At 63.8% G+C, this 16841-nt stretch carries 13 protein-coding genes and 2 pseudogenes; 10 read left to right on the forward strand and 5 right to left on the reverse strand.

The genetic code is table 11. From position 1 onward, the window contains the following. Positions 1-239 precede the first annotated feature (239 nt). The 3 genes from ACCQ00_RS02935 to ACCQ00_RS02945 all read left to right on the forward strand — a co-directional run bounded on the left by ACCQ00_RS02935 (position 240) and on the right by ACCQ00_RS02945 (position 5640). On the forward strand, positions 240-1241 hold the full coding sequence (locus ACCQ00_RS02935) for an arabinogalactan endo-1,4-beta-galactosidase (protein WP_039567878.1): 1002 nt from the start codon (positions 240-242) through the stop codon (positions 1239-1241). 937 nt (positions 1242-2178) lie between these two features. Continuing rightward, on the forward strand, positions 2179-4866 hold the full coding sequence (aceE, locus tag ACCQ00_RS02940) for a pyruvate dehydrogenase (acetyl-transferring), homodimeric type (RefSeq protein WP_039567877.1): 2688 nt from the start codon (positions 2179-2181) through the stop codon (positions 4864-4866). Between the two features lie 174 nt (positions 4867-5040). Further along, a complete protein-coding gene (locus tag ACCQ00_RS02945; RefSeq protein ID WP_127446453.1) occupies positions 5041-5640 on the forward strand; it encodes a hypothetical protein in 600 nt (199 codons plus the stop codon). Here the strand turns inward: ACCQ00_RS02945 and ACCQ00_RS02950 are convergent. Next, positions 5631-6857 (reverse strand): IS256-like element ISXax1 family transposase, encoded by a 1227-nt coding sequence (locus tag ACCQ00_RS02950; protein WP_011345585.1) that lies wholly within the window; start codon positions 6855-6857, stop codon positions 5631-5633. The genes ACCQ00_RS02945 and ACCQ00_RS02950 overlap by 10 nt on opposite strands. A 66-nt stretch (positions 6858-6923) precedes the next feature. On the opposite strand from ACCQ00_RS02950, the gene ACCQ00_RS02955 reads away from it, so the two are divergent. Then, entirely contained in the window at positions 6924-7631 is a 708-nt protein-coding gene (locus tag ACCQ00_RS02955; protein WP_236493355.1) for a peptidoglycan-binding domain-containing protein, read from the forward strand. A gap of 345 nt (positions 7632-7976) precedes the next feature. Here ACCQ00_RS02955 and ACCQ00_RS02960 read toward each other — a convergent pair whose 3' ends face one another. Continuing rightward, on the reverse strand, positions 7977-8711 hold the full coding sequence (locus tag ACCQ00_RS02960) for an SDR family oxidoreductase (protein ID WP_039574489.1): 735 nt from the start codon (positions 8709-8711) through the stop codon (positions 7977-7979). Positions 8712-8761: 50 nt separating this feature from the next. On the opposite strand from ACCQ00_RS02960, the gene ACCQ00_RS02965 reads away from it, so the two are divergent. Both ACCQ00_RS02965 and ACCQ00_RS02970 read left to right on the forward strand, forming a co-directional pair. Next, complete coding sequence (locus tag ACCQ00_RS02965) at positions 8762-9706, forward strand: AraC family transcriptional regulator (protein WP_039574491.1); 945 nt, start codon at positions 8762-8764, stop codon at positions 9704-9706. Between the two features lie 274 nt (positions 9707-9980). Then, positions 9981-10289 (forward strand): annotated as a pseudogene (locus tag ACCQ00_RS02970) (DJ-1/PfpI family protein); the annotation flags it as partial. Here the strand turns inward: ACCQ00_RS02970 and ACCQ00_RS02975 are convergent. After that, positions 10261-10605, reverse strand: a complete 345-nt coding sequence (locus tag ACCQ00_RS02975; RefSeq protein WP_039574507.1) for a hypothetical protein — start codon at positions 10603-10605, stop codon at positions 10261-10263. The pseudogene ACCQ00_RS02970 and the gene ACCQ00_RS02975 overlap by 29 nt on opposite strands. 42 nt (positions 10606-10647) lie before the next feature. After that, positions 10648-11757: pseudogene (locus tag ACCQ00_RS02980) on the reverse strand (hypothetical protein); the annotation flags it as partial. A 302-nt stretch (positions 11758-12059) separates the two neighbouring features. On the opposite strand from ACCQ00_RS02980, the gene ACCQ00_RS02985 reads away from it, so the two are divergent. Then, entirely contained in the window at positions 12060-12371 is a 312-nt protein-coding gene (locus ACCQ00_RS02985; RefSeq protein WP_039574493.1) for a hypothetical protein, read from the forward strand. 72 nt (positions 12372-12443) lie between these two features. On the opposite strand, the gene ACCQ00_RS02990 is transcribed toward ACCQ00_RS02985, so the two are convergent. Continuing rightward, complete coding sequence (locus ACCQ00_RS02990; protein ID WP_039574511.1) at positions 12444-14030, reverse strand: SDR family NAD(P)-dependent oxidoreductase; 1587 nt, start codon at positions 14028-14030, stop codon at positions 12444-12446. Between the two features lie 358 nt (positions 14031-14388). Between ACCQ00_RS02990 and ACCQ00_RS02995 the strand changes: the two genes are divergently transcribed. The 3 genes from ACCQ00_RS02995 to ACCQ00_RS03005 all read left to right on the forward strand — a co-directional run bounded on the left by ACCQ00_RS02995 (position 14389) and on the right by ACCQ00_RS03005 (position 16771). Beyond that, entirely contained in the window at positions 14389-15168 is a 780-nt protein-coding gene (locus ACCQ00_RS02995; RefSeq protein ID WP_039574495.1) for an SPFH domain-containing protein, read from the forward strand. Between the two features lie 159 nt (positions 15169-15327). Further along, positions 15328-16302 (forward strand): glutathione S-transferase family protein, encoded by a 975-nt coding sequence (locus ACCQ00_RS03000; RefSeq protein ID WP_039574497.1) that lies wholly within the window; start codon positions 15328-15330, stop codon positions 16300-16302. A gap of 73 nt (positions 16303-16375) precedes the next feature. Continuing rightward, positions 16376-16771: a VOC family protein gene (locus tag ACCQ00_RS03005; RefSeq protein WP_039574499.1), complete on the forward strand. Its 396-nt coding sequence runs from the start codon at positions 16376-16378 to the stop codon at positions 16769-16771. Positions 16772-16841: the final 70 nt, after the last annotated feature.

Genomic DNA, 16841 nt, shown 5'->3' on the forward strand with positions numbered 1-16841 from the left:
CTGCACAACAACTGGCCCGCACGACATGTGCGAACGCAAGGTTTTCCTGCGTCGAGCTATGCCACAACTCCCCCCATCTATAGCGGTCCCAACCGTGCTGTGCGGCCGTGCTTGAATCGCCGCGGATTTGCAGCGATGCGCGGCCAGGCACTGGCCACCCCGCGCACGCATACGAGGCAAGGCAGGGGATCACGCAAGGCGCCACCCGGCGCGACATCCATCGATCAAGGGAGCGTTCCATGACCATTTTGTGCAGGCACTACCACCGTGTATGGCTCATCCTGCTGCTGTGTCTGTGCAGCGCCGGCGTTAGCGCGCAAGGCATCGCCAAAGGCGCGGACGTCAGCTGGATCAACCAACAGGCCGCCAACAATCCGCCGCAGGTCTTTCGCGATGCAGCCGGCAACACCACCGACTTCATCAAGCTGTTCAAGGATGTTGGCGGCAACGCCATCCGCCTGCGCGTGTGGGTCAACCCGTCCGGCGGCTGGAACGATGGCCGCGACACCCTGGACAAGGCCAAGCGCGCCGCTGCGCAAGGCATGCGCATCATGATCGACTTCCACTACAGCGACAGCTGGGCCGACCCGGGCAAGCAGACCAAACCGGCGGCATGGGCCGGCCACTCCGTTGCCCAGCTCAATACCGATGTGTACAGCCACACCCAGGGCATCCTCAAATACCTCAAGGACAACGGCATCACCGTCACCTGGGTGCAGGTGGGCAACGAGATCAATAGCGGCATGTTGTGGAACGAGGGCAAGACGCCCAACTTCGCCACCCTGGGCCAGTTCATCAACAGCGGCTACAACGCCACCAAGGCGGTGTATCCCAACGCCAAGGTCGTCGTGCATCTGGCTAACGGCTACGACAACGCCAACTTCCGCTGGTTCTTCGACAACCTGCGCTCGGCCGGCGGCAAGTGGGACGTCATCGGCATGTCGCATTACCCGCCGGTTGGCAGCTGGCAGGATTACAACAGCCGTCTGGACACCAACATGCGCGACATGATTGCGCGCTACGGCAGCGATGTGGTGATTTCCGAGGTCGGCATGGACTGGCAGCAAGCGGCCACCACCCGCGCCATGCTCAGCAACCTGCTCAGCCGCAGCAGCAGCATCGGCGCGCGCGTCCTGGGCGTGTTCTATTGGGAGCCCAATGCCTACCCGGGCTGGCAGGGGTACACCATGGGCGCGGTCAACAACAACGGCCAGCTGACCGAAGCGCTGCAAGCGTTCTGACAGCACGCTGCTAGGGGGCGGCGCCCACCGCAGGAGATGTCCTGGCGCGAACCCAAAGACCACGCCATCCCGTAGGAGCGCACCCGGGCGCGACAGGCGCCACCGATAAAGCCCCTCGCGGCCAGGTCCGCTCCTACATCGGCGGCGCCCGCCGCGAGGGATGTCCTGGCGACGGCACTCAGCCGAACCCACAGACCCGCCATTGCGTAGGAGCGCACCCGGGCGCGAGGGCGTTACCGAGAAAGCCCCTCGCGGCCAGGTCCGCTCCTACATCGGCGGCGCCCGCCGCTGGGATGTGCTGGCGACGGCACCCAGCCGCACCCACAGACCCGCCATCGCGTAGGAGCGCACCCGGGCGCGAGGGCGTTACCGATAAAGCCCCTCGCGGCCAGGTCCGCTCCTACATCGGCGGCGCCCGCCGCGAGGGATGTCCTGGCGACGGCACCCAGCGCACCCACAGACCCGCCATCGCGTAGGAGCGCACCCGGGCGCGAGGGCTTCACCGATAAAGCCCTTCGCGGCCAGGTCCGCTCCCACATCGGCGGCGCCCGCCGCCGGGATGTCCTGGCGACGGCACCCAGCCGCACCCACAGACCCGCCATTACGTAGGAGCGCACCCGGGCGCGAGGGCGTTACCGAGAAAGCCCCTCGCGCCCAGGTGCGCTCCTACGGGTGGGCATGCACATCGGCCCACCCGGTACGGCAGCGGCCGTCCATCGCCCGCCGTAGGCCCTCATCCTTTGGTCGTACACCGGTCGCGCCAGCTGCGCCGGATCCTCGCTCCAGCCGGCAGCGATACCTCAGCCATCGCACGGCACCGTCCCATTCCATACGCACCCGTAGCGAGGAATGGCAACAGGTGCGTGCGGTACACTTGGGGGTTCACGAATTCACGATGTCGACACACCCGCGGGGTGTGTCCCCCCCGGGAGCGCTAATGAACTGGTTGAACGAAGTGCTGCACAACGATCCGAACCCGCTCGAGACCCAGGAGTGGCTCGAATCGATCAAGGCCGTCATTGACGTTGAAGGCCCGGAGCGCGCCCATCAGCTGCTGGAAGGCATGGTCGAACAGACCCGCCGCGCCGGCGCTTACCTGCCGTTCTCGCCCACCACCGAGTACGTCAACACCATCGCACCGGCCAACGAGGCCAAGAATCCCGGCGATTCCGCGCTGGAGTGGAAGATCCGCTCGATCATCCGCTGGAACGCCATGGCCACCGTCGTGCGCGCCAACCGCAAGCCCGGCGACCTGGGCGGCCACATCGCCTCGTTCGCCTCCAGCGCCACGCTGTACGACGTGGGCTTCAACCACTTCTGGCGCGCGCCTTCGGATAGCCATCCGGGCGACCTGTTGTTCATCCAGGGCCATAGCGCCCCGGGCATCTACGCCCGCGCCTTCCTGGAAGGCCGCATCAGCCAGTCCCAGCTGGACAACTTCCGCATGGAAGTGGACGGCCAGGGCATCTCCTCCTACCCGCACCCGTGGCTGATGCCCGAGTTCTGGCAGACCCCCACCGTGTCGATGGGCCTGGGCCCGCTGGCCGCCATCTACCAGGCGCAGTTCATGCGCTACCTGGAAAACCGCGGCCTCATCGAGAAGTCCGACCGCAAGGTGTGGTGCTTCATCGGCGACGGCGAGTCTGATGAGCCGGAAACCCTCGGCGCCATCGCGCTGGCCGGCCGCGAAGGCCTGGACAACCTGATCTTCGTGGTCAACTGCAACCTGCAGCGCCTGGACGGCCCGGTGCGCGGCAACGGCAAGATCATCCAGGAACTGGAAGGCGTGTTCCGTGGCGGCGGCTGGAACGTCATCAAGCTGCTCTGGGGCGGCTACTGGGACGCGCTGCTGGCCAAGGACACCGATGGCGTGCTGCGCAAGCTGATGATGGAAACCGTCGACGGCGAATACCAGAACTGCAAGGCCTTCGGCGGCGCCTATACCCGCGCCAATTTCTTCGGCAAGTACCCGGAAACCGCGGCCATGGTCGCCGGCCTGTCCGACGACGACATCTGGCGCCTGAACCGTGGCGGCCACGACCCGCACAAGGTGTATGCCGCCTACCACCAGGCCGTGAACACCACCGGCATGCCCACCGTGATCCTGGCCAAGACGGTCAAGGGCTACGGCATGGGCTCGGCCGGTGAAGCGCTCAACCCGACCCACCAGACCAAGAAGCTGGACGACGCGGCGGTCAAGCACTTCCGCGACCGCTTCAACATCCCGGTCACCGACGCCCAGCTGGAAGACGGCCAGGTGCCGTTCTACCACCCCGGCGAAGACTCTCCGGAAGTGCAGTACCTGAAAGAACGTCGCAGCGCGCTGGGCGGCTTCCTGCCGTCGCGCCGTCCCAAGGCCAGCAAGTCCTTCGTCGCGCCCACGCTCGACAAGTTCGAGCGCCTGCTCAAGGACAGCGGCGAGCGCAGCTATTCCACCACCATGTCGTTCGTGCAGAGCCTCAACATTGCCCTGCGCGACAAGGAGCTGGGCCCGCGCATCGTGCCGATCGTGGCCGATGAGGCGCGCACCTTCGGTATGGAAGGCATGTTCCGCCAGATCGGCATCTATGCCCCGTTCGGCCAGAAGTACAAGCCGGTCGATGCCGACCAGCTGATGTACTACCGCGAAGACCAGACCGGCCAGGTGCTGCAGCAGGGCATCAGCGAGCCGGGCGCCATCGCCTCGTGGATGGCCGCCGGTACCAGCTACTCGGTGTCCGACGTGCCGATGCTGCCGTTCTACATCTACTACTCCATGTTCGGCTTCCAGCGCGTGGGCGACATCGCCTGGCAGGCAGCGGACATGCGCACGCGGGGCTTCCTGCTCGGCGGCACCGCCGGCCGCACCACGCTCAATGGCGAAGGCCTGCAGCACGAAGACGGCTTCAGCCAGGTCATCGCCGGCTCCATCCCGAACGTGCGTAGCTATGACCCGACCTTCGGCTTCGAAGTCACCGTCATCATGCAGCACGGCATGAAGGCGATGATGGAAGACCAGATCGACGAGTACTACTACATCACCCTGATGAACGAGAACTACGCCCACCCCGGCATGCCGGAAGGCGCAGCCGAAGGCATCATCAAGGGCATGTACCTGCTCAAGGACGCCGGCAAGCCCAAGAAGGGCGAATTGCGCGTGCAGCTGCTGGGCAGCGGCACCATCCTGCGCGAGGCCATTGCCGCGGCCGAGCTGCTGGACAAGGACTTCGGCGTCACCGCCGACATCTGGTCCTGCCCCAGCCTCAACGAAGTGCGCCGCGACGGCTACGCCGTGGAACGCTGGAACCGCCTGCACCCGGAGGCCGAACAGCGCAAGCCCTACGTCACCCAGCTGCTGGAAGGCCGCCAGGGCCCGGCCATCGCCGCCACCGACTACGTGCGCGCCTTCGCCGACCAGATCCGCGCCTTCGTCCCGATGACCTACACCGTGCTTGGAACGGATGGGTTCGGTCGCTCGGACACGCGTGCGAATCTGCGTCGGTTCTTCGAGGTCGACCGCTACTACATCGCGCATGCGGCGATTGCTGCGCTGGCGAAGGATGGCAAGATGACGGGCAAGGATGTGGCCCGGGCGATCAAGCAGTACAAGATTGATCCTGAGAAGGCGAATCCTGTTGGGGTTTGAGTAGCCTTTAGTACAGGGGGCGGCCCTTGGCCGCCCTTTTTTTTGCTCCAAGGCAAGCGTTTATCATTTTGGTGTGAAATGAGAGCGTTGCGCGGCTTACTACGGTACTGTCATGGGCTCCACAAGTAGTGGAACAACATAATCAAAAATATTGATGCGTACAGGGACACTCGCATGGCTGGCAAGCAAAAGCAGACTATTAGGCAGCGGCTGAGGAGTATTTCGGCCCGTTCTAGCTTTCAAGCATTGAAAACACTAGGTGACATCCGTGCGGAGCTGCGTCCGGATGCGTACCGGCGGTTAAGGGATGAGTTAAAGGTCTGTGCGCCTGCTCACAGAGGACTGCTTGGCGCTTTTGCTTCTACCCCTAGGAGTCTTGCCTATAACGGACCGATTACGCCGGTCACGCTGGCAAATGAGATGAAATGGTCCCTCGTGATATTTGAGGGGAACGTGCATAGGCTCAACGCCTACCTTTCTTTGAAGCTCTCTGCGCAGGAGTCGTTAGCCGCTCAGGACTGGTCGAAGGTGTTAGCAATCGCCAACGAAGTTCTCCGTCAAACAGGCTGGAGCTTCTGGGCGTTGGACCTCAAAACTGCCGCCTTGCAAGCCTGTCATGGGCTTAGTGACGCAAAAGCATTTCTTCAAGGAGTAAGGGCTGAGTCAACGGATATGCCGCTTGCGCTGTATTCAACGATTCTTCTAGATCGCATTGACGACACTTTCTCGAGCGTGTGCAGAATTTTGTGTAACCGTGGTTTGGGTTACCGCTGAGGAAGTCGCCCCTCGAACTGGATCGTAAAGCGGTTCAGCGCAGCCTTCCAGTCGCGGATCGGCAGCGTCCATTTCTTGGTGATGTTGCGCAGAGCCAGGTAGAACAGTTTCATCAAGGCTTCGTCGCTGGGGAACGCGCCGCGGTTCTTGGTCAGCTTGCGCAGGCTCATGTTGACCGACTCGATGGCGTTGGTCGTATAGATCACCTTGCGGATCTCCGGTGGGTAGTCGAAGAACGGGATCAGTCGTGACCAATTGCGCCGCCATGACTGGCTGATGGGCGGGTACTGGGCGTCCCACTTGGCCTCGAACTCGGTCAGTGCCTGCTCGGCCTCCTCGACGGTGGCGCAGGCGTAAATGCGCTTGAGATCGGCGGCAACCTCGGCGCGGCGTTTCCACGAGACGTAGTTCAGGCTGTGCCGCACCATGTGCACGATGCACAGCTGCACGGTGGTCTGCGGGAACACCGCCTCGATCGCCTCGGGAAACCCCTTCAGGCCATCGACGCAGGCAATGAAGATGTCCTGCACCCCGCGGTTGCGTAGCTCCGTCACGACTTGCAGCCAAAACTTGGCACCCTCGGCCTGCGCCAGCCATAGGCCCAGCACTTCCTTCTCGCCGCCCATGGTGATGCCGATGGCCAGGTACACCGCCTTGACCCGCACCGCGCCCTCGCGCACTTTGACGTGGATGCAGTCCAGATAGACGATCGGATAGACCGGATCCAGTGGCCGCGCCTGCCACGCCTTGACCTCCTCGACGACCGCATCGGTGACTGAGGAAATCAGACTCGGCGACACCTCGGTGCCGTACATCTCCTCCAGGTGCGACTGGATCTCGCGCACGGTCATGCCGCGCGCGTACAACGACAAGATCTTGTCATCGAAGCCGGCCCAGCGGGTCTGGTGCTTGGGGATCAGCTGTGGCGCGAAGCTGCCGTGGCGATCACGCGGAATCTCGATCGGCAGCTCGCCGAACTCGCCCTTGAGCGTCTTGCGGCTGCGTCCGTTGCGCGTGTTGCCGGCCGCGTTGGCGACCGGCTCATGCTTGTCATGACCGAGGTGTTCGGTCATCTCCGCGTCCAGCGCCCGCTCCACCAACCGCTTGGTCAGCTGCTTGAGCAGGCCGTTCTCGCCGATCAGATCCTCGGGTTTGGTGTAGTTGACCAACAGGCTGCTAAGCAGCTCGTCGGGTACCTCATGTGTGCGTGGGCTCATGGTGTCTCCGGGTTAGGTGGCAGTCTCCTGCCTGTGGCCCGGTTACACAAAATCTAGGACACGCCCATCGAGCCGAGGCCAATTGTGGACGACGGCACCATCCGCATTGGCGAATCGTCTGACATCGTGCGGCAGGTGCAGCGCATATTGAATGCAGAGGGATTCCGAGGCGCAGATAACCAGCTGCTTCAGGAGGATGGTGTGTACCGTCTGTCGATGCAGCCGGCTGTCATCAGCTACCAGCAGGCCCGTGGCCTCTCTCCGACGGGAGATATCGATTCCGCGACGTTGCAGCAAATCGCTCCGCGTATATTTCCACCGGAGCTCAATAGGGACGATCACGATGCAGCGCCGACCTATCGAAATATCCATGGTTCCGCACCCACGCAAGATCCGCTTCATCGCCAGGCAGAAGAAGCCGTTCGCCGCCTTGAGCGAGGGCTCGGTCGAGAGTACGACGATAACAGCGCCCGCCTTGCAGCAAGCAGCGCGTATCTCGCGAAGGAAAACGGACTATCGCGGATCGATCACGTCGTACTGAGCGAGAATACAAAATCCGTGAGACAGGGTGAGAACGTTTTCGTGGTGGAAGGCGCGTTGAACGACCCCGCTCATAAGATGGCGCATATGAAGACAAGCGACGCGATTGCACAGCCGGTTGAGCAATCCTTGGCGCAATTGCAGTCGCTTGGAGAAACGCAGCGTCAACAGCAATCCCAGCAGCAGGAGCAGCAGCGCGAGCAATCGATCGCACCTCAACACCGCATGGTGTGAGGTTTATAGTTTGCCTGGCGTGGGGCTTCCACGCCTCCGCGAGCGGCGCGCTGTGCAAAGCAGGTACGCGGGCGACGAGGCGTGCCCAACGTTTTCGGGGGATGAAGACTAATTCGTGATGGAAAGAGGGGCTCTGGTCCGTTATCAGAGGTTCGGTACGGGTGACAAACGAACCGTTGCCCTGCAGCCTGATAGCGAGGTGCAGCAGATTTCAGCCGAGACATGTACAGGCACGGAGAGCGGCTTTTGAGCACAATCAGCGCAGGGTGCTGCACGGTTGGATCTTCAAGCCGCAAACGTTGCAAGAACTACGGCCCTGCTAGTGCCGGAGCGCAGTAATGCCCACTAGGTTTGCGCCGTCGGGCGGATGACCAGGCTGCCGACCTCGACATCAGCTGGCTGATCGATCGCATAGGCGATGGCGCGCGCGATGGCTTCTGCGGGCAGGCCGCTCGCCTCGGACTGCGCCGGCAGGGTTTGCCGCAGCGCCGGGTCGCTCACGGTGTCCAGTAACTCCGATTGCACCATGCCGGGCGAGACCTCGGTGACGCGGATGTGCGGCCCCGATTCCTGGCGCAGGGCCTCGCTGATGGTTCTGACCGCGTTCTTGGTCGCCGCATAAACGCCCATCGTCGGCACGATGCGTAACCCTGCTGTCGAGACCACGTTGATGACATGGCCGCTTTGCTGGCGCCCAAAGATCGGCAGCGCGGCAGCAATGCCGTGGAGTACGCCGCGCAGATTGACGTCGATCATCGCGTTCCACGCCTCCACTTGCAGGGCATCGAATCGAGACAGTGGGCTGATGCCGGCGTTGTTGACCATGACGTCGAGCCGCCCGAACTGCGAGCAGGCCAGGTCCGCCAAGGCCAGGACGTCCTCGTGCACAGTAACGTCGGTTGGCCGGTAGACCGCCTGCCCGCCGGATAGGGTGATTTGCCTGGCGACCTCGGCAATGCGCGCCTCCCGGCGTGCACCAAGCACCACCTTGGCGCCGAGCGCGGCCAGGTGAAACGCCGTGGCCCGGCCCATGCCGCTACCGGCGCCGGTGATGACCACGACCTTGTTTTCGATCGTCATTGCGTGCTCCATGGTGTGGATATGCCACCCACGGTAGCGCTGCGGCCTGGATGGATTATGCTTTGGCAACCATGATTTCGTCGCAATCGTCCAAGGATGACCCGCTCTCGCAGGTTCTGGCTGCGTTGGGCGCCAGGAGCGCCGGACTCAACCGCCTGGAAGCGCGTGGCGATTGGGCGCTGTCGTTTCCGGAAAAGCATCGGCTCAAGCTGGTCGCGGTGATACGCGGAGAATGTTGGATACGTCTTCCACGGCGGGCGCCCACGCGCGTTGTCGAAGGCGATGTGCTGCTGATCGGCAATACGCCCTACGTTGTCGCGAGCGATCCGCAACGCGCGCCTGTCGATGGCGTCTCGCGTTATGCCGGGCAGCAGAGCCTGCGTCTGGGCGATGGCGACGACACCGTGCTGCTTGGTGCGGGCATCCTCTTCAGCGGCGAGAACAGTGGCTTTCTGATCGATGCGCTGCCGCGACTCATGAAGATCCAGAGTGTCTCGCCATACGCCTTGGCCGTGCGCACGACACTGGATCTGCTCGATGCGGAAATGGGCCGGCATCGGATGGGCAGCGCCCGGGTCGCGTCGTGTCTTTCCGAAGTGCTGGTGGTGGAAGCCATTCGGGCCTACATGCACGCGCGTAGACAGGCGCACACAAGCTGGATTGGCGCACTTGGCGATCGCCACATCGGTGCCGCACTCGCGCTGATGCACGGCGATGTCGCTCACGCGTGGACAGTGGCCGAACTGGCCTTGCGCGTGGGCATGTCGCGCTCGGCGTTTTCGTCGCGCTTTTCGCAGAAGGTCGGGCAGGCGCCGCTCCACTACCTGACGCAGTGGCGCATGCTGTTGGCGCACAGGCTGCTTGCTGAAACCGCTCTGGATATCGCCCGCGTTGCCGAGCGCGTCGGCTACCAGTCGCCGAGCGCGTTCGGCCATGCGTTCAAGCGCATGTTCGGGGCGGCCCCCAGGCGCTTGACGAGGCCGAGCGAGACATAGCGCAGCAAGCGACCGGTTGTGGTGATGATCCGGAGCCTTGTTTGCTTGTCCTGCGGTGCTGATTGGAGAAGCAACCGTTGAAGTAGGTCGTGCGCGCGTCAACGTGTGCGCGTGGCGCATGCTCGGTGGCCGCAACGCCGATGCGAGGCGGCCTCACCGCGCACTGCGCAGCGGTGCAGACAGTGGCCTGCGCATCATCGCGACCGCTCGCCGTGAAGTGCGGCCTCATCCATGCGACGCCAACGCACGCTTGGTCTCCCACAGAGAAACTGGCATGTCTAACGAACCGAAACAGGCCCATGCCAGCCATTCGCGCCGTTTGGTGCTACGCACCGCGCTGCTGGGTAGGGCGGCCAGGATCCGCGCTGGCGCAACGGGCAACGATGCGCGTCCTGCAAGCGCGCGGCGCGCCAAGGTGGCCTTCGATGCAGCGCAACTGACGCTAGGCATGCTGGTGTTCGAAGGCTTCCAGCTGCTGGATGTGTTCGGGCCGCGGAGATGTTCGGCTATCTTGAAAGGAACGGTGCCAAGCCCCGGCATGGCGGCGACCGCGCTCACACGGATTCGCGTGCGCGCAGGTGATCGAGCAGCAGGACGTGCTGCACTGGCGGCATCGGCATATCGCGCTGCCCCTGATCCCATTGCTGCAGGAATGGGATTAGATATCCGCGATGCCAGGCATTTTGACGCGTGCGCGCGTCATTGCGTGCGCGCAGGCGCTCAGCCACCGCTGCCGCAGCGGCGTCGTCCCCATGTTCCAGATGGTGGAACACGAACGCCAGTAATGTGCTGTCGGGACTGGCAAGCAGCACATCCTGGGCGATTGCGCCGGTGCTGTCGCCTTCCTCCATCATGCGCATGACCATATCCAGGTCGCGATCGAAAAACGGCCCGGACAACTGCTGCGCGATCGCATCGAAGTAGCGCGCATCCAGGGTGGGAAGGGCGGCGGCCAGGCGGTCGAGGGCGTTGCTCAGCTGCGCATCGCTGTGAGTGGGGTCTAGTCTCCAGCCGCCTTGGTTGCCGACGTCCCCAGGGTTGAGCGTGTGGTTGCCGAGCAGCGGTGCGGCGCGATCGTATACATGCAGATCGTGCAGCTGTGTGGTGGCCGTACGTTGTTGCCAGTCCAGCAGCCGTGCGTGCTGCAGGCCTGCCTGGACGATCAACTCACCGTACGTCGCGTCGTGGGTGGCCCACAGACACTGGCGGCTGCCGTCGCGGTCGCGGGTCCAGCACCATTGGCATTGGGGTTGCTCGGCGACTGCCAGCCAACCTGCCTGCTGCAGCGCGGCGCTCAAGCGCTGCTCCACCAGCATCGGGACCAGTTCATGCACGCGTGCCAGCTGGCGGCGGGTCTTTTCGCGTGCGGCCAGCAAGGCGGTGGGCGTGCGCTTGGGCTGCAGGAAGAAGCGCAAGCCGGCGTCTTGCTCGATCTCGCCAGGCGCCTGGCTGTCGCTTGGGCGAGGCAGTGCGAGATCCTCCGGCACGCCACGCCGGCGCTTGAGTCCACGCCGCGCGGCAAGGCCCCGGATCGCCTGCAGGTCGTCGCAGGCCACCAAGCCGTCCAGCGATGGCGCCAGGCCGTCCTCGGCGGTGAATGTGGCATCGAGCCAGCCGTTGACCAGCAGGCCATAGAGGTCGGTGAACAACTCGCCATCGTCGGCCTGATCGGCAAGCGTCAGCACGTCACGGAACAAGGCGGAGACCGGCATGGCGTGGCCGGTTGCCGTCTGCTGGTAGAGCGCAGGTGCGTCTTTTTCCAGGTGCAGATAGCCCGTGCCACGATCGCTCTCCAACCAGCACGATGTCTCGGCAGCCCTCGCTTGGGCGCGCAGCGCTGCATCGTCGATGGCCTCCACCGGCGTGCGCACCAGCACGCCGTGGCGTAGCAGCACCTCGTGCATGCGCAACCAGGTCAGGCCGGTGTCGTAGCGCGCCTGCAGGTGAAGCAAGGCGTGGATGAGCGCGGACTGCTGCGCGGCGTCCTGTGCATTACGATCGACCAGGTGGATGGCGCGTTCGATCACATCCTCGATCGCATGCTGCGACATGGGCAATGTCCTTGGCGGGTCAGCGACACTGGGCAATATCGTAGCGGCTCCCGACAATCGATAAACGACTTCGCCGGCCCGAAGCGTTTCGCGAGTGCATGTAAGTCCGTCTCTGGCGCCCGTGTACTCCATCGCTGGTCGGGCGTACGCTGCCGACCACCGTCATCGGTTTAAGCTGCTGCATTGGCGACTTCAGTGGTGTGTCGTGATGGCGTGAAGGGCGCCTGGTTGCGTGCTGTTGAACGCACCCGCGGGCGCTTGGATCACAGCGCGGCGACGGCCAACCGCCGATCATTGCCTGCATGAATATCGCGAACCAGATCACGGCGCGCACCGTGACCGTCACCTCCGGCGATAGCGGGCGCGCGACTAGCTACGTCAATGTGGAGCTGTCGGGCCGCCCCGATCCACGGTGGCAATCGTGCTTCCACTTCGTCGTGCAGGGCCGCGATGGCTTCTACATGGAAGGCCGCCCGATCTTCGAACAGTCAAACGTGGAAGGTGTGGTGCGAACCGGGCACGTAGATGCCTTTCGGCACGAATTGCCGGAGGTTCTTGCGTTGACCAACACGCTTGCGCGCGCGCAAGCCATCAAGGATGCGGATCGGCGATAGGCCGCAGCCGATACGCAGGTGTAATCGGCGCCGCATCGCATCGACGCAGTACTGGTCGGATCCGGGTGCAAATCACCAATCGGTTGGTGCGTAATCCTTCAGGAACTGGCCCCACACATGTTCGCCGGTGTTGAAGCCGTGGATGATCGGGTCGACGATGCGCGCGGCGCCGTCGACGATATCCAGCGGTGGATGAAACCGTTCCTGCTGGACCTTGAGCGCGGCGATTTCCGCGGGGTCTTCGTCGGTGACCCAGCCGGTGTCCACACTGTTCATATGGATGCCGTCGTTCTGGTAGTCGGCTGCCGAGGTGCGCGTCATCATGTTCAGCGCGGCCTTGGCCATGTTGGTGTGCGGGTGGCGCGTGGTCTTGAAATTGCGGTAGAACTGGCCTTCCATCGCCGAGACGTTGACGATGTGCTTGTCGCGTTCGGGCGTGCGCAGCATCAGCGGCTTGAGCCGCGCATTGATGATGAAGGGCGCGATGGCGTTGACCAGCTGCGTTTCCAACAGCTCCACCGACGGCACTTCGGCCATCAGCAGCCGCCAGGAATTGCGGCCGCGCAGATCGACCTGCTGCAGGTCCTGATCCAGTCGCCCATCAGGAAACAGATGCTGTTGGCCTACCAGCTCGTCGTCCAGCAACGCGATCTGCGAGAGTTCGGCGGCACGGGTGAGGCCGTCGGCGCTGTCGAGCCCACGGCCATGCACGGCGGGCAACGCGGTGGCCGAGGCATCGCGGAGCAACTCCGGAGTGCGCAGGCCTTCGTACTGGCCGACAAGATTGCGCACGGTCTCCGGCAATTCGTGCAATGCGGCGGTTTCGCCGGCCATCATGTGGGCGTAGAACTGCGGCGGGCGACGCACGGTCTGGCAGGCGTTGTTGATGATGAAGTCCAGCCGTTCGCGTGTGGCCAGCAGTTCATTGCAGAACGCTTCCACGCTGGGGGTATGGCGCAGGTCCAACCCGAACACCTGCAGGCGATGACCCCACTGCGCGAAGTCCGGCTCCTGCGCATAGCGCGCGGCCGAATCGCGCGGAAAGCGCGTGGTGACGATCAACTCGGCACCGGCGCGCAGCAGCTTCAAACCCGCCTGGTACCCGATCTTGACGCGCCCGCCGGTTAGCAAGGCGACGCGCCCGCGCAGGTCGGCGGTTTCGGTGCGCTTGAAGAAATTCAGCTCCGCACAGGTGGGGCACATCTGGTCGTAGAAGTGATGCAGCTCGGTAAACTTCTGCTTGCACACATAGCAATGGCGCAGCTCGGGCGAATGCGTGGGCTCCGGCGCGGCAGTGGCGTTTTCGCCGTTGTGGGCATCGTGCAGGCCGGCGGCATGCGGCGGGAAATAGTTCGGCGTGCTGAACACCGGCTTGCGTCGTAGCGCGCGGATACCGCGTTGTTCCAGCAGCGCTTCGGCCTTGCGCACCTTTTCCTGGTGGCGCTCGCGCTCGCGCTGCTTGAGCAACTGCCGCCGCGCCTTCGGCTCGGGGTGATAGACCTTGGCGACCACTTGATGCAGCCGCACGCGGTCGGCTTCGGGCAGGGTATCCAGCACGCTGCGGTCGGCGTCGATGGCCTCCAGCACGTCCAGGGCCGCGCGCAGGCGGTCGGTCAGGGGCAGCTCGTCGTTGGGCACGGGTGGGACGTTGGTGTTCAAGGCAGATCCGGAATGGGCGGCTGGCAGCGGAGACAGGATGGCGGCAGCCAGCAGGCGAAGACGATGACAGGAGCGGGCGGGCAGGGCGCCGCTGCGCATGGCCGCTGGCCGGGACGTCGGCAGGCGGGCATTTTCGCCGATTGTGGGCGCTTGGCGCCAATGCGGGCGGCTGAGCGGGTCAGCCAGGCTGCTGCCGCGCGCCCGGCTGGCGCTCTTGGGCGCTGCTTGAGCGACGGGCTGTCGGTGAACGTCCTCAAGCTGCGCGGAGGATGCGACTGGTCGAATGTTTGGGTAATCTCCCGCCACACCGGCGCGGATTGCCGCCCGGGCTTTCAAGGGGACATCGATGAAGACTTCCATGCTGGCCATCGCGCTGGCCGGCTTGCTGTGTGCGTGCACCGTTGTGTCGCCCGATCCGGGGCAGCAGGCCGTGTTGGTGGATAAGCCCATGCTTTTCGGCAAGGGCGGCATCCGCCTGGACGATGTGCGCGAGCCAGGGCGCACTTACACGTGGCTGACCACGTCGGCCACCTATGTGGACGTGACGCCGCAGACCGTGCAGGTGGCGTTCGACGATTTTTCCTCCAGCGACAACATCCTGTTGGACTTTTCCACCCAGATCCAATACAGGATTACTGCGCCGGCGCTGTTGTTGTCCAGGTTTGGGCAGGATTGGTTCAAGAACAATGTTGCCAGCCAGTACGCGTCCATCGTGCGCGACCAGGTCAAGCGCTACGACATGACCAAGATGATGAGCGACCCCGACACCGCCAGGAAGATCGACGATTCGGTGACGCAAAATGTCAGCGCCTTGGTCAAGGAGCAAGGCCTGCCGATCCAGATCCAGAACATCACCCTGGGTCGCGCACGCCCGAATCCGGATGTGTTGCAACAGATGAATCTCACTGCCGCGCAGCAGCAGCGGGTCAAGACCCTGGTGGAAGCGACCACCGCAGAGCGGCAGCGCGAGCAGGAGCAAGAAGCCAAGGCCGACGCAGATAACGCGTATCGCAACCGCATGGGGCTGACGCCGGAGCAATACTTGGCCAGCCAGATCGCCGAGCTCAATGCCGAGGCCTGCAAGAAAGCGCAAGCGTGCTACATGGTGCCGTCGGGAACTGCGGTGATTGCAAGATAGGTGCGTCGTTTGCCTGCCCCAGGCGCAAGCGCAGGGTGATATCTGCCTGCACTCTTGCACGGTGATCGCCTGCCACGCTCGCACCCCATCGCTGCTCACGCAGCCTGCAACATCGGTGGGCTACGGTCACCTGCGGGTGTCGCGGCGGGAGAAAACACGATGGGTCTGTTGGTCGATGGACAATGGCAAGACAGGTGGTACGACACCAGCAAGAGCGAGGGCCGGTTCGAGCGCTCGCAGTCGCAGTTTCGCAATTGGGTCACGCGCGATGGCGGCGCCGGGCCGCATGGCCAGGGCGGGTTCCAGGCCGCTCCGGGGCGTTACCACCTGTATGTGTCGCTTGCCTGCCCGTGGGCGCATCGCACGCTGATCTTCCGGCGCCTGAAAGGGCTGGAGTCGATGATCGACGTGTCCATCGTGCACTGGCTGATGCGCGAGAACGGCTGGACCTTCGCCGATGGGCCGGGCGTCGTCGGCGACACGGAGCATCACGCGCGGTATCTGTACGAGGTGTACCTCAAGGCCGACCCGCATTACTCGGGCCGGGTCACGGTGCCGGTATTGTGGGACCGCGAACGCAAGACCGTGGTCAGCAACGAGTCGGCCGACATCATCCGCATGTTCAATAGCGCCTTCGACCAGATTGGCGCCGCAGAGGGCGATTTTTACCCGCAGCCGCTGCGCGCGCAGATCGATGCGGTGAACGCGCGTGTCTATGACACCGTCAATAATGGCGTCTACAAGGCGGGCTTTGCGACCACCCAAGCGGCCTATGAAGAGGCAGTGGTGCCGTTGTTCGAAAGCCTGGACTGGCTGGAGGCGCGTTTGAGCACACAACGCTATCTCTGCGGCGACCGTCTCACCGAAGCCGATTGGCGCCTGTTCACCACGCTGGTGCGGTTCGACGCGGTGTACGTCGGGCACTTCAAATGCAATCTGCGGCGCATTGCCGACTACCCGCAGCTGTCTGGATTCTTGCGCGAGCTCTACCAGATGCCGGGCATTGCCGACACCGTGAACTTCCAGCACATCAAGGGTCATTACTACCAGAGCCACGACACCATCAACCCCACCGGTATCGTCCCAATGGGGCCGCGACTGGATCTGGATGCGCCTCATGGGCGTGGCGGCTGATGTGCATGGTCGACATGGCGCGGCCGGTGCAGTGGCGTATGCTGCGCACCCACGCGATCAATAGGGCGACGTCATGCTCAATCATGTCATGGTAGGAACCAACGATATCGCGCGTGCGCGAGCGTTTTACGATGCAGTGCTGGGAGGCGTCTTCGGTGCGCCTGCGCCGTTCGTCAATCAGGCAGCGAGTGGGCATACGCGCCTGTTCTACCGGCACGTAGGCAGCACCTTTTGTGTGAGCGAGCCGATCAACGACGAACCCGCCAGCCCGGGCAACGGTGCAACGATTGGCTTCAAGTGCGACTCGCCGGAACAAGTGCAGCACTTCCACGACAGCGCGGTCGCTGCCGGCGGCATCTCCATCGAAAAACCGCCCGGTCTGCGTGAGAGCAGCATGGGTCCGACGTGGTTGGCTTACGTGCGCGACCCCGATGGAAACAAGCTGTGTGCGATCTATCGCCCGGCGTGAACGTGGCGTGTGGCGCGGTTTGTCGCAGGCATCGCTGGCTGGTTGGGGACCCGCGCGCTCAAGATGGCGC

Origin of the sequence: Xanthomonas sp. NCPPB 3761, assembly GCF_041475705.2 — a bacterium.
GTDB classification, from domain to species: Bacteria; Pseudomonadota; Gammaproteobacteria; order Xanthomonadales; family Xanthomonadaceae; genus Xanthomonas; species Xanthomonas phaseoli.

What these genes read in the sequence shown, in the direction of transcription:
- ACCQ00_RS02945 (WP_127446453.1), top strand. Translation starts at nt 5,041, where the DNA reads ATGGCTGGCAAGCAAAAGCAGACTATTAGGCAGCGGCTGAGGAGTATT.
- ACCQ00_RS03005 (WP_039574499.1), top strand. Translation starts at nt 16,376, where the DNA reads ATGCTCAATCATGTCATGGTAGGAACCAACGATATCGCGCGTGCGCGA.
- aceE (WP_039567877.1), top strand. Translation starts at nt 2,179, where the DNA reads ATGAACTGGTTGAACGAAGTGCTGCACAACGATCCGAACCCGCTCGAG.
- ACCQ00_RS02965 (WP_039574491.1), top strand. Translation starts at nt 8,762, where the DNA reads ATGGATTATGCTTTGGCAACCATGATTTCGTCGCAATCGTCCAAGGAT.
- ACCQ00_RS02995 (WP_039574495.1), top strand. Translation starts at nt 14,389, where the DNA reads ATGCTGGCCATCGCGCTGGCCGGCTTGCTGTGTGCGTGCACCGTTGTG.
- ACCQ00_RS02950 (WP_011345585.1), bottom strand. Translation starts at nt 6,857, where the DNA reads ATGAGCCCACGCACACATGAGGTACCCGACGAGCTGCTTAGCAGCCTG.
- ACCQ00_RS02985 (WP_039574493.1), top strand. Translation starts at nt 12,060, where the DNA reads ATGAATATCGCGAACCAGATCACGGCGCGCACCGTGACCGTCACCTCC.
- ACCQ00_RS02960 (WP_039574489.1), bottom strand. Translation starts at nt 8,711, where the DNA reads ATGACGATCGAAAACAAGGTCGTGGTCATCACCGGCGCCGGTAGCGGC.
- ACCQ00_RS02935 (WP_039567878.1), top strand. Translation starts at nt 240, where the DNA reads ATGACCATTTTGTGCAGGCACTACCACCGTGTATGGCTCATCCTGCTG.
- ACCQ00_RS03000 (WP_039574497.1), top strand. Translation starts at nt 15,328, where the DNA reads ATGGGTCTGTTGGTCGATGGACAATGGCAAGACAGGTGGTACGACACC.